At 72.0% G+C, this 12,407-nt stretch carries 7 protein-coding genes and 1 pseudogene; 5 read left to right on the top strand and 3 right to left on the bottom strand.

Features of this window, described 5'->3' with window-relative positions:
* Nucleotides 1–137: 137 nt before the first annotated feature.
* Nucleotides 138–1,136, bottom strand: a complete 999-nt coding sequence (locus QNO09_RS15395; RefSeq protein WP_283970743.1) for an RNA polymerase subunit sigma-70 — start codon at nt 1,134–1,136, stop codon at nt 138–140.
* A 219-nt stretch (nt 1,137–1,355) separates the two neighbouring features.
* Here QNO09_RS15395 and QNO09_RS15390 point away from each other — a divergent pair, with 219 nt between their 5' ends.
* From QNO09_RS15390 to putP, 4 genes are all read left to right on the top strand, one after another.
* On the top strand, nt 1,356–3,854 hold the full coding sequence (locus QNO09_RS15390) for a PAS domain S-box protein (RefSeq protein WP_283970742.1): 2,499 nt from the start codon (nt 1,356–1,358) through the stop codon (nt 3,852–3,854).
* Nucleotides 3,855–3,998: 144 nt separating this feature from the next.
* The gene (locus QNO09_RS15385; RefSeq protein ID WP_283970741.1) at nt 3,999–5,657 is read left to right on the top strand and encodes a serine/threonine-protein kinase; all 1,659 of its coding nucleotides are present in this window, start codon (nt 3,999–4,001) and stop codon (nt 5,655–5,657) included.
* Nucleotides 5,654–6,631: a hypothetical protein gene (locus QNO09_RS15380; protein ID WP_283970740.1), complete on the top strand. Its 978-nt coding sequence runs from the start codon at nt 5,654–5,656 to the stop codon at nt 6,629–6,631. Before QNO09_RS15385 ends, QNO09_RS15380 begins: the two co-directional genes overlap by 4 nt.
* A gap of 160 nt (nt 6,632–6,791) precedes the next feature.
* Complete coding sequence (gene putP / locus QNO09_RS15375; RefSeq protein WP_502962299.1) at nt 6,792–10,370, top strand: sodium/proline symporter PutP; 3,579 nt, start codon at nt 6,792–6,794, stop codon at nt 10,368–10,370.
* A gap of 138 nt (nt 10,371–10,508) precedes the next feature.
* On the opposite strand, the pseudogene QNO09_RS15370 reads toward putP, so the two are convergent.
* Both QNO09_RS15370 and QNO09_RS15365 read right to left on the bottom strand, forming a co-directional pair.
* Nucleotides 10,509–10,772: pseudogene (locus QNO09_RS15370) on the bottom strand (2-hydroxyacid dehydrogenase); the annotation flags it as partial.
* Between the two features lie 159 nt (nt 10,773–10,931).
* Nucleotides 10,932–11,621 (bottom strand): response regulator, encoded by a 690-nt coding sequence (locus tag QNO09_RS15365; RefSeq protein WP_283970738.1) that lies wholly within the window; start codon nt 11,619–11,621, stop codon nt 10,932–10,934.
* A 392-nt stretch (nt 11,622–12,013) separates the two neighbouring features.
* Here QNO09_RS15365 and QNO09_RS15360 point away from each other — a divergent pair, with 392 nt between their 5' ends.
* Nucleotides 12,014–12,391: an STAS domain-containing protein gene (locus tag QNO09_RS15360; RefSeq protein WP_283970737.1), complete on the top strand. Its 378-nt coding sequence runs from the start codon at nt 12,014–12,016 to the stop codon at nt 12,389–12,391.
* Nucleotides 12,392–12,407 lie beyond the last annotated feature (16 nt).

Raw genomic sequence — 12,407 nt, 5'->3', positions numbered from 1 at the left:
CTGTCCGCGCTTTCCCGGCCCTCGCCGGCCGCGCCGCAGGAATGTCGTGGCACGAGGTGCAGGGCTCCGGATTTCCGCATCGGTGCAGGGCTCCGGATTCCCGCATCGGTGCCGGGCGCCGGATCGCCGCACCGGGACTACTCCGTGGCGTTGGCCGGCAGGCGCTCCGGCAGCCCGAGCCGAGGGAACCGGTCGTCGTGGAACGTGATGATCTCGGTGATCGCCCCACCGGTGACGCGCAGAACGTCGATTGTCAGCGGAAGGTAGGCGCCCTCCCGCTTCTGCCAGAGGTAGAAGGCGACGGCGGGCTGCCGGTTCACGAAGGTGGGGACGCCGCGCAGGCCCTTCATGCCCTCGAAGCCACTCTCGATCCAGTCCCTCACCACCGCGTCGCGGCCGACATGCAGGCCCGGAGTGGGCGGCATCGAGCAGCGGACATCGTCCCGCAGCATCGCGGCGAGCACGTCGACGTCCGTGGCCACGCTGGCGTCGGTATAGCGGCGCACCAGCTCGCGCGTCCCGGCGTCCTGCTCGCCGCCCGTCCAGTCCTGCCGCTCGGCGGGCAGGTGCTCCCGCATCCCGGCACGGGCCCGCTGCAAGGCGCTGTTCACCGAGTTGACGGAGTCCCCGAGACACTCAGCGACGTCCTTCGCCGGCCAGCCGAGCACGTCCCGCAGGATCAGCACGGCCCGCGGGCGCGGCGCGAGGTGCTGGACCGCCACCAGGTACGCCAGCTCGATCGTCTCCCGCGCGACGGCGACGGTCTCCGGCTCCTCCGCGTCGCCCGCGGGCAGCTCGTCGAGCAGCCGGTCCGGGTAGGGCTGCAGCCACAGCGCCTCGCCGCCCGTCGCGGGTTCCGGGCGGCACTTGGCGAGCAGGTCCAGGCAGGCGTTCGTGGCGATCCGGTACAGCCAGGCCCGGAACGTCGACCGCCCCTCGAAGGTCTCCCGCCGCCGCCAGGCACGGAGGAACGTCTCCTGCACGGTGTCCTCGGCGTCCTCGAACGACCCGAGCATCCGGTAGCAGTGCACGTGGAGCTCTCGCCGGTGCCGTTCCACCAGCCCCGAGAACGCCGGCTCGTCGGCCTCGCCCAGCCCGCTCACGTCCAGCTCCTTCAGCCGTGTGTCCGCACTCATCACGTCATCCTTCCGCCTCGTCGTGGTCCCTCGTAGGTGTGACGGGTTCAGGCGCGAAAACTCATCAGAGGCGCATGGGCCGGAGAGCGCCGTGTTCAGGGCAGCAGGACAGGCGGGACGGGCTCACAGGGTCGGCGTCACGTCGGGCCTATACCCTTTTAATACTGTTCAGCCTGATCCATGAGGGTCGGGCAGTCTCCCGGCAGGGATGAGAGTGCGGTGACGAGGGAGCAGCGGACGCCGGGGCTGTCTGGCGCGCGTCGCGCGGAGCGGGTCGACGGCCTGCCGTTCCGTCCTCCTGTTCTCGACGCCGTGCGTTCCGTGGCCGGGGCCGCTGCCCTGACGGGCGGTCTGCTCGGGCTGGTGAGCCTGGCCGGATGGGTCTCCGACACCGACGTGCTGAAGAAGGTGCTGCCCGGTACCGCGGTGTCGATGAAGCCCAATCCCGCCGTGGCGCTCGTGGCGCTCGGCTTCTCCTTGTTCGTGATCGCCCACGGTGCGGTCCGCCCGCGTACCCTCGCCGCGGCCCGGGCGGCGGCGGCCCTGGCCGCCGTGCTCGGCGTGCTGACCCTCGTGGAGTACGCGACCGGGGCGAGTCTGGGCATCGACGAGTTGCTCTTCCAGGACTCCACCGCCGCGGTGGGAACCGGGGCTCCGGGACGCATGGCGCCGAACACGGCCGCGGCGCTCGTGCTGGCGGGGGTGGCCACCCTGTGCGCCGGGGCGTCGCGGATCCCCGCCTGGGCGAGTCAGATCCCGGGCCTGGCCGTCGGAGCCCTCGGCATGCTGCGGCTGTACGGGTCCGCCTACGCGGTGCCAGAACTGGAGCGGTTCGGCGCCTACACGGGCATGGCACTGCACACCGCTCTTGCGCTCGTGTTGCTGGGCACGGCCCTCTTCCTGGCCCGCCCGGACGAGGGCCCGGCAGGGCTGCTGTGGAACGCGGGTACGACGGGTGCGCTGGGACGGTGGCTGTTCGTCACGGTGGTGGTGGTGCCGCCGCTGCTGGGCTGGGGTGTCCTGGCGGGTGAGGACGCGGGCGTGTTCGGGATGCGGCTGGGTACCGCTCTGCTCGTCTGCGGTCACGTGGCCGTGTTCACGGCGGTGATCTTCACGACGCTGGCGGTGGGCCGGCGGGTGGAAGCGGCTCACGCCCGGCTGGAGTGGCAGGTACGCCAGAACGAACTGCTTCAGGCCTTCATGGATCACACGCCCGCGGTGGTGTTCATCAAGGATCTCGACGGGCGCTTCCTGTCGGTCAACACGACGTTCGAGCAGATCCTGGGCCTGCGTCGGGAGCAGGTCCTCGGCCGGCGCGACCAGGACGTCATGCCGTCCGATGCGGGGCTGCGAGCGCGGCCCGCCGACCTCGCCCTACTGGCGGACGGCAAGCCGGTGCAGCGAGAGGAAGTGCTCGCCCTGCCGGGGGGCGCGCGGGAGTTCCTCTCCACTCTCTTCCCGCTCACCGACACCTCCGGCAGTCCCTACGCCGTCTGCGGCGTGGTCACCGACATCACCGACCGCGTCGCGGCCCAACGGGAGGTCCAACGGTCCCACCGGCGGTTCCGGGCGCTGCTGGAATCCGCGCCCGACGCCACCCTGATCACGGACGGCGACGGCACCGTGGTCATGGCCAACCCGCAGGTCACGCGCCTCTTCGGCCGTTCGCCGGACGACCTCGTCGGCACCGATGTGGTCCACTTGGCACCCGTCCCGCGGCGACGGCGGCACGGCGCCCTCCTCGGCGCCTACCTCCGCCTGCGCGATCCGAGACCCATGGTTCTGGACCGGGACCTGTACGGACTGCGCGACGACGGCTCGGAGTTCCCCGTCGAGGTGAGCGTCAGCAGCCTCGAGTCCGAGCAGGAGACCCTCGTCTTCCTGACCGTACGGGACATCACCGAGCGCAGACGGGCGGAGACCGACCGCGCCGAGCGCTACGAGCAACAGCGCCGGATCGCCCACACCCTGCAGCACAGCCTCATGGGACAGCCGCCCCGCCTCGCGTACCTGCCCAGCGCCCACCGGTACCTCGCGTCCGTCCAGGACCCCGGCGTCGGCGGCGACTGGTTCGACGTCATCCCCCTCGACAAGCGCCGCACGGGCGTCGTCGTCGGCGACGTGATGGGCCGGGGCCTGGAGGCCGCTGCCGTCATGGGGCAGTTGCGCGCCGCCTCCCACGCCCTGGCCCGCACGGGCGCCACGCCCGGTGTGCTCATGACCGGGCTGGACGCGTTCGTGAGCGACCTGGCGGATCAACTGGTCACGTGCGTCTACCTCGTGATCGATCAGGAGGCGAACGAGGTCACCCTGTGCTCGGCCGGACACCTTCCCGTCATCGCCCTGCCGCCCGGCGGACCGGCCTGCCGGCTCGGGGCCCCGGTCGGTGTGCCGCTGGGTGTCAACGACTCGTCCGGCATGGCGCTGCCGTTCGAGGACGTCAGCCATCCGCTGCCGCCCGGCAGCACGCTCGCGCTGTACACCGACGGGCTGGTCGAACGTCCCGGTACCGACATCGAGGCCCAGATCGATGTCCTCGCCCACACCCTCGCCCACACCCTCGGCCGTGAACCGAAGGACGGGCAGGCGGACCCGGAGACGCTGGATCGGGCCGCGGACCGGCTGCTCGCAGCCCTCGTCCCGGACCCGGCCTCCCATGACGACGACGTGACACTGCTCCTGCTCGGCCTGCCGGAGGCGGCGGAGCAGAGGTCCTGAAGGGAAACGTCCCGTTCACCCAGCGGGTCTGTCACGGTCCGGGCACGCCTCGCGCATACTTCTGGCCACGCAACCGCAGTGGCCGAAAGATGTGTCTTCGAGCGCGAGGCCGACCGCCGCCGAACGACGGCCCAGGGGGATGCGATGAACAGGTGGGAAGTGCCCGGATACACCGGGTCGCTCGAACTCGGGGAAGGGGCGAGTGGGCGGGTCGTCCAGGCCGTCCACGAGGAGACCGGCATTCCGGTCGCGGTGAAGTACCTCAGCGAGTCCCTGCGCACCCGGCCGGGATTCGTGCACGACTTCCGAGCCGAGGCGCGCCTGCTGGCCGGACTGGAGAGCGCGTACGTCACCGGCTTGTACGAGTACGTGGAGAGCCCGGACGGGGCCGCCATCGTGATGGAGCTGGTCGACGGCGTCTCGCTGCGTGCGCTGCTGAAGCGGGAGGGCCCGCTCGGCCCCGAGGCCGCGCTCGTCATCCTCAAGGGGTCGTTGCTCGGGCTGGCCGACGCGCACCGCATCGGCGTCGTCCACCGCGACTACAAGCCGGAGAACGTCCTGGTCACACCGGACGGATACTCCAAGCTGGTCGACTTCGGCATCGCGGTGGACGCGGGCACCAGCTCGGGCGTGGCGGGAACCCCCTCCTACATGGCCCCCGAGCAGTGGACCGGCGCGCCCGCCTCCCCCACCGCCGACGTGTACGCGGCCACGGCCACCTTCTTCGAATGCCTGACGGGCCACAAGCCGTACCTGGGCGACAACCTGGCCGAACTCGCGCTCCAGCACGTCGACGCGCCCGTGCCGGCCGAGGAGGCCCCCGAGGCACTGCGGGGCCTGGTCCGCCGGGGCCTGGCCAAGAACCCCGAGGAACGGCCCGCCCGCGCCGAGGATCTCGTCGCGGAACTGGAGGCCGCCGCCGGCACCGCTTACGGCCCCGACTGGGAGGAACGCGGCCGGAGCCGGCTCGCCGCCCTGGTGGCCCTGCTGGCGCTGCTCCTGCCCTCGTCCCGCGAGGCGCCCCACAGCACCACGGACACGGCCCGCACGGTTCTGCGCCGTCAGCCGGGACAGGGCCCGGCGGAGTCATGGCTGCCCGGCCGCCCGGGGCTGCTCGTGTCGGCCGCCGCCGCGGCTCTCGGTGTCCTCCTGGCCCTCGGGTCCCCGTTCGACCCGGGGACCGCCGCGCAGCGGTCGGCCCAGGCCCTGGCCACCACCAGCCCTCAGCCCGGCCGCGGGCCGGCCGCTCCGCCCGGTCCCACAGGCTCCTTGCCGCCGTCGGCGTCCACCACGCCCACCGAGTCGGCCGGGCCGTCGCTCACCCCATCGCCCTCGGCGCCGACGGCCTCCGGTCCGGACGAACCCCCGGCCGCCGCCACCCCCTCCGGAGACGAGGAGACCACCGCGCCCGGCGGCCCGGCCGGTGCGGCGACCCCCACGGGCCCCACGACCACCACGCCCACCCCGCCCGCCGCGCCCGCCGTCAAGGACGTCGTGGTGTCGGCGTTCCGGCAGACAGGTCCTGTGACCGCCACGGCCACCATCGGCATCACCACGGACGGCACCGGCCCGGTCTCGATCACGGTCTCCTGGTTCACGAGCCGCACGGCGGGCCGGCTGGGCACCCCGGACGGTGCGTCCCAGACCTTCGAACGCAGCGGCGCCACCCAGTACACGCTCACCGTCGACCACACGTTCCAGACCCTGGACTGTTACTGGGCGGTCCAGGCCACCACGACCCCGGCCGCCGCCGACGGGGGCGCCTCACAGCAGCTCCTCACCAGGCGGTGCGACCTCCGATGACCGCCCACGATGACGACCACGCTCCCGCATACGAGCTCACCGGCACGCCGGGATCCGCCGAAGAGCCCACCGAGGTGCTGCCCACCGGCCCACCAACCCAGACTCTGCCAACCACCGAAGAGCCCACCTACGTACTGCCCACCACCGGCCGACCGACCCAAACGCCGCCGACCGCGGACGAGCGGACCGAGGTGCTCGTACCGGCGGCCGAAGCGGGCGCTGCCCCCCGCGTGCTCGACACGACCCGGGACCTCCGGCCCGCCGACGGCCGCGCCCCGGGCGTGGATCTCCGGCCCTCCGACGGCCGCGCCCCGGGCGTGGATCTCCCGCCCGCCGACGGCCGCGCCCCGGGGGACGAGCCGGGCTCGGCCGACGCCGAGTACAGCGCCACCGTGCTGGCCAGCCACTGGATCGAGCGCCCCGAGCGTGACGAGACCCTCGTCGACCACGCGGCGCGGAAACGGCCGGTGCCGCCCGACCGCGTCGAGGGCACTGTGCTTCGCTTCGGCCCGGGCGTGACCGCCACCGTCGGGCACCGCACCCACCGGACGCTCGCCGCCACCCCGGCTCCTCCACCCCGGCCGCGCCGGCCGCGCAGACACGCACTGCCCGTGTTCGTGGTGCTCTGCGTCCTCGCGCTCCTCGCCTGGCAGCGGCTCGGGCCGCCTCTCAGGGTCGGCGCGGCCACGGTCACGGCCAGGCCGGCGGAACTCGACTGCGACGGCACCGCGTCCATCGTCGCCCTCGTCACCACGAACGGCCGCCCGGGCACCCTTTCCTACCGCTGGGTCCGCAGCGACGGCACCGCCTCGGGCGTGCTGGAAGAAAAGACAGTCCGGGGACAGAAGCGGGCACGGCTGCATCTGCGGTGGACCTTCCAGGGACCGGGGCGCCACACGGCCCGGGCCGAACTGCGCATCCTGTCGCCGATCGAGCGCACGGCCACCACCCGTTTCACGTACGCGTGCCCCTGACCGCCGCTCGCCCCGTCCGGCCCCGGTACCGACCACGAGCGGCGGACGCACCCAGCGGTCTCTCACAGCCCGGATCTGTACATTTGTATCGAAGGGAAGACAAAATCCCAGGCGTGCCGATGGCCATGCCCCTCCCATGACCCTCGCGGGCGAGGACCACATGTTCGATGTGAGTGCGCCGATCCTGACCACGTTCCTCGTGTACGTGGCCGCCATGATCGGGATCGGTGTCTGGGCGTACACCCGCACTCGCACCTTCACGGACTTCGCCCTCGGCGGCCGCAGACTCAACGCCTTCGTCGCAGCCCTGTCGGCGGGCGCCAGCGACATGTCGGGCTGGCTGTTCCTCGCCTTGCCCGGAGCGGTGTACGCGGCGGGCCTCGGTGCCAGCTGGATCGCCGTCGGCCTGGTGATCGGCACTTACCTCAACTGGCTCTTCGTCGCGCCACGGCTGCGTACCTACACCGAACGCGCCGAGAACGCCGTGAGCCTGTCGGCTTATCTGGAGGAGCGGTTCGAGGACCGCACCCGGATGCTCCGCGTGGTGTCGGCCGCCGTCACCCTGGTGTTCTTCACCGTCTATGTGGCCAGTGGCCTCGTGGCCGGCGGATTGCTGTTCGAGCAGGTCTTCGATCTCCGCTTCGGTGTCGGGGTGACCCTGACCGCCCTGCTGATCGTCGTCTACGCCTGCCTGGGCGGCTTCCTCGCCGTGAGCATGACGCATGTGATGCAGGGGAGCCTGATGCTCCTCGCGCTGGTCGTGCTCCCCCTGACCGCTGTCACGGTGCTCGGCGGCTTCGGGGCCCTGGAGGACACCCTCGACCGCGAAGCCCCGGAGTTGCTCGACATGGGAGCCCGGGTCGGCTACGCGGACGGTCAGTGGTCGGCCGGCGGGGCACTCGGAGCCGTGGCCACGGTCTCGCTGCTCGCCTGGGGCCTCGGCTACTTCGGCCAGCCGCACATCCTGGCCCGCTTCATGGGCATCCGCAGCACCCGTGCGATCCCGGCGGCCCGCCGGATCGGCACCGTCTGGGTCGCCGTCGTACTCGCCGGCGCCACCCTCGTCGGCCTGGTCGGCATCGCCCAGCCGGGCGCGCCGCTCGGTGAACCGGACACGGTGTACATCGCCCTGGCCCGAACCCTGCTCACACCCTGGGTCGCCGGAGTGATACTGATCGCCGTCCTGGCCGCGATCATGTCGACCGCCGACAGCCAGCTCCTCGTGTCGTCCACCGCCCTCACCGAGGACTTCTACCGCGCGTTCCTCCACCGGCGGGCCGGGGACCGGACACTGGTGCTGGTCGGCCGGTGCGCCGTCGTCGTGGTGATCCTGGTGGCCTACACGATCGCGCTCAGGGGCGGCGGACTGCTGGACATCGTCGGGCAGGCCTGGGCGGGCTTCGGAGCCGCCTTCGGCCCGGTGGTGCTCCTTTCCCTGTACTGGCCGCGCATGACCTGGGCCGGCGCCATGGCCGGAATCGTGTCGGGCGCGGGCACGGTCCTGTGGTGGGACCAGATCAACCCGCTCCTCGGCCCCCTGGAGTCGGGCATCTACGAGATGGTGCCGGGCGTCCTGGTCGCCACGGCCGCCGCACTGCTCTTCGGCAGATTCGTCGGCCGGCCTCCGAAGCGCGCCTTCTGGCGGATGCCGAACGGAGGCGTGAGCCAGCTGATGGTGACGCCGTTCCTCAACGACGCGCCCATCGGCATGGCCGTCCTGGACGCGGACCTGCGCTACGTCTGGGTGAACGAACCGCTGGAGCGTCTCGTCCCCCTCGAACGACGCCTGGGACGACAGGTGAGGGACGTGCTGCCGCAGGCGGAGGCCGAAGCCTTCGAGGACCGCATGCGCATGGTCCTCGAAACCGGGGAACCGGTGCTGGACCACGAGTACCGCACCCCCGGCCACCTGGCCCCCGACCTGATGCGCGCCCGCTCCGCCTCCTTCTTCGCCATGAGGGACCGCAAGGGTCGCACCGTCGGCGTCTCCTACATGGTCGTGGACGTCACCGAGCGGTGGCGGGCCCAGGAACGCCTGGCTCTGCTCAACGACGCCGGTGCGCGGATCGGCAGCACGCTGGAGGTGACGCGGACAGCGCAGGAACTGGCGGACGAAGCGGTGCCGTCCGTCGCCGAGTTCGTCGCCGTCGATCTGCTGGACTCGGTCATGAGGGGCGAGGAGCCGGCGCCGGGCCCGGTGGGCATGACACCCGTCATCCGCCGCGCCGGCCAGCAGTCGGTGCGCGAGGGTTGTCCGGAGGCGAGCCTGGCCGTGGGAGAAACGGTCAGGCGTGCTGCCTTGTCGCCGGTGACCCGGTGCCTGCAGGAGAGCCGGACCCTGGTGGAGCGGATGCTCGACCTTTCGGCCAGCGCCTGGGTGACCGAGGACGAGTGGCTGGGCTCGACCTTCCGCGACTTCGACTTCCGCTCGGTGATGGTGGTGCCGGTGCGGGCGCGGGGCGTCACGCTCGGGGTGGCGACGTTCGCCCGCACCGATCGCACCGGCCCGTTCGAGGACGACGACGTGCGGCTCGCCGAGGAACTCGTGTCCCGGGCCGCCGTGTCCGTCGACAACGCGCGCCGCTTCACCCGCGAACGCGCCGCGGCCCGCTCCATGCAGCGCTACCTGCTGCCCCAGGAGCTGGCCGGAGGCTCCGCGCTGGAGGTGGCGTCCTGGTACCTGCCCGCGGACGCCCCGAGCGGTGTGGGCGGTGACTGGTTCGACGTGATCCCGCTCTCCGGGGCCCGGGTCGCCCTGGTCGTCGGGGACGTCGTCGGGCATGGCATGAACGCGGCGGCGACCATGGGCCGCCTGCGCACCGCCGTGCGCACGCTCGCCGACCTGGACCTGCCTCCGGACGAGTTGCTGGCCCATCTCGACGATCTCGTCATCGGCCATCTGGGCGCGTACGACGGCAAGGTCACGGCGGCCGGCGACGAGAGCGCGGGCGCCGCGTTCCTCGGGGCCACCTGCCTGTACGCCGTGTACGACCCGGTCAGCAGACGGTGCACGCTGGCCAGGGCCGGCCATCTGCCGCCCGTGATCGTCGGTTCCGACGGCACCACCGACATTCTCGACCTGCCCGCCGGACCACCCCTGGGGGTCGGCTACCTCCCCTTCGAGTCCACCGAAGTGGAGCTGGCCGAGGGGACACTCCTCGCCCTCTACACGGACGGCCTCATCGAGACCTACGACCGGGACATCGACGTGGGTCTCAACCGGCTGGGTGAAGCCCTCGGGGCGCGCGGGCCGGCACTGGAGGAGATCGGCCAGGGCACGGTGGACGCCCTGCTGACCGGCCCACCGTCCGACGACGTGGCCCTGCTTCTCGCCCGGACCCGGGTCCTGGCCCCGGACCAGGTCGTCTCCTGGAACCTGCCCGGCGATCCGGCCGCAGTCGCCCACGCCCGTGGTCTCGTCGGCCGGCAACTGGACGCGTGGGGCATGCCCGACCTGACCTTCACCTCGGAACTCATCGTCAGCGAACTGGTCACCAACGCCCTCCGCCACGCGACCGGACCGGTCGACCTGCGCCTGATCCGGGACCGCGTCCTGATCTGCGAGGTCTCCGACGGCGCCAGCACCTCACCGCGGCTGCGCCATGCCCGGACCACCGACGAGGGAGGGCGAGGACTGCTGATCGTGGCCCAGCTCGCCCAGCGCTGGGGGACCCGTTACACGACGACGGGCAAGGTCATCTGGACGGAGCAGGCCATCCCGGCCGACCCGCTCGACTGAGGGCGCGCGGCCCGCAAGTCGGTACGGCACGCCCGTCCCCGAGGGTCTCGATCCACACGGCCGGCACCTTGCCCTGGTCGAGGACCACGGTCAGCGAGGCGGCCGGGATGACGGCCGTCCGGCATGCCGGGCGGCGCGTCAGGTCCGGGGTGGGCGGACGAGGGTGTTGCCACCGGTGCGGCCCGCGAAGTAGTCGTCCACGTTGGACACCGTGGTGTCGGCGATCTGGCCGACCGCGTCGCGCGTGAAGTACGCCTGGTGCGAGGTGACCAGGACGTTGGAGAAGGTCATCAGCCGGGCGAGCCGTTCGTCGGTCATCACCTCCAGGGACTTGTCGAGGAAGAACGCACCGGCCTCCTCCTCGTAGACGTCCAGACCGACACCGCTGATGCCACCGTATCGGGGCGCGGGGGCGAACGGTACGAGATCAAGGCAGGTGACCGGGACGGAGACAGGCGTGGGCGGTGCGGTCGCGTCCGTCAAAGGCGGGACGCCGGGTGGTGGGGAAGCCGCGCGCCCGGTGGGTGCGCCTCCCTTCGTTGTCGGACGACCCGGCCGGCCTCAGCGGCTGTCGCCCTTGAGCCGGTCCTGGGCCTGGGTGGCGATGACGGCCGCCTGGACGCGCCGTTCGACGCCGAGCTTGGCCAAGAGGCGGGAGATGTGGTTCTTCACCGTCTTCTCGGCGAGGTAGAGACGCTGGCCGATCTGGCGATTGGTCAGCCCCTCACCGATCAGCGCCAGGATTTCCCGCTCGCGCTCGGTCAGCCCGGGAAGGGCACCGGGATCCTCCTCCTGCCGGCCTCCCCGCAACCGGGCCATCAACTTCGTGGTGGCGCTCGGGTCGAGCAGGGACTGGCCCCGGGCCACCGTGCGCACGGCGGAGACCAGGTCGGAGCCCTGGATCTGCTTCAGCACGTATCCGGAGGCGCCGGCCATGATGGAGTCCAGCAGCGCCTCTTCGTCGTCGAAGGAGGTCAGCATCAGACACGCGAGGTCGGGCATGCTCGAACGGAGTTCGCGGCACACGGACACGCCGTCGCCGTCGGGCAGGCGGACGTCGAGAATCGCGACCTGAGGACGCAGGGCGGGCACACGCACCAGAGCCTGCTCGACGGTGCCGGCCTCGCCGATCACGGTGATGTCCGGTTCGTCGTTCAGCAGGTCGTGCACGCCGCGCCGTACGACCTCGTGGTCGTCCAGCAGGAAGACCCGGATCCGGTCGTCGTGGCCGGGCTGCTCGCCGTCCGCCATGTTCATGCTCCTTGTCCAGCGTTTCGTCCTGGTGTCCGTACCCGGTGCCTTGGGGCGGTACGGATCGGATCCTCCTCGTTCGCGGGCAGGAAGGCCAGGGCCGGTCGGCCCTGTTGCCCTCTCCCCCGATCCTCCCTCTTTGTCGCACCGGGCGACACGGCGACCGCCCACGGGTGCCGGAAAGCACCACCTGGTGCGAGCGAGTCCACCGCCTTTCACCCGCGCTTCCGGCTTGGCGGTGTGACGCGCTTGAGCCGGTCGGCCCACCGACCGGTGGAGGGGCGCGTCCACGACGCCACGCCCCTGCCGCGCGCCGCGAAGGTCCCCCCGGCCTCGCGGGCGGGACCGAATGGCCCTACCGCACGTCCCGGCCGCCCGGCTTTGCTCTGACCATGGCTGACATCTCCAGCAGGTCCGTCCTCCCGCAGCCGCCGGAGCGAAGGGCAGACGTCGTGACGCTGACCGGCGAGATCGACCTGGCCACGGCGCAGGCCCTGAGAACGCGTCTGGACGTGCTGACGGGCGGCACCGACCTCGACCTGGTCCTGGATCTGCGCCCCGTGTCCTTCATCGACTGCGCGGGACTGGGTGTGCTGTGCCGGGTGCGCAACCGCGTGCTGGCGCGACGCGGGCGGCTGCGTCTGGTCAGCGGCAGCCCCTCACTCCTGCGTGTTCTGCGGCTTGCCGGACTGGCCGGAGACTTCGAGGTGCTTCCGGTGATGCCGGAGGCCCTGGCCCACACGCTGCCGGAGAGCACTGCGATCAGGTGACACCGCGCCTACGTCC

The organism is Streptomyces sp. 378 (genome assembly GCF_030124145.1).
Taxonomy (GTDB): domain Bacteria; phylum Actinomycetota; class Actinomycetes; order Streptomycetales; family Streptomycetaceae; genus Streptomyces.
Note: the sequence above shows the minus strand (reverse complement) of the source record. Positions and strands in the feature narration are given on the sequence as shown.

What these genes read in the sequence shown, in the direction of transcription:
- QNO09_RS15395 (WP_283970743.1), bottom strand. Translation starts at nt 1,136, where the DNA reads ATGAGTGCGGACACACGGCTGAAGGAGCTGGACGTGAGCGGGCTGGGC.
- QNO09_RS15385 (WP_283970741.1), top strand. Translation starts at nt 3,999, where the DNA reads ATGAACAGGTGGGAAGTGCCCGGATACACCGGGTCGCTCGAACTCGGG.
- QNO09_RS15380 (WP_283970740.1), top strand. Translation starts at nt 5,654, where the DNA reads ATGACCGCCCACGATGACGACCACGCTCCCGCATACGAGCTCACCGGC.
- putP (WP_502962299.1), top strand. Translation starts at nt 6,792, where the DNA reads ATGTTCGATGTGAGTGCGCCGATCCTGACCACGTTCCTCGTGTACGTG.
- QNO09_RS15365 (WP_283970738.1), bottom strand. Translation starts at nt 11,621, where the DNA reads ATGGCGGACGGCGAGCAGCCCGGCCACGACGACCGGATCCGGGTCTTC.
- QNO09_RS15360 (WP_283970737.1), top strand. Translation starts at nt 12,014, where the DNA reads ATGGCTGACATCTCCAGCAGGTCCGTCCTCCCGCAGCCGCCGGAGCGA.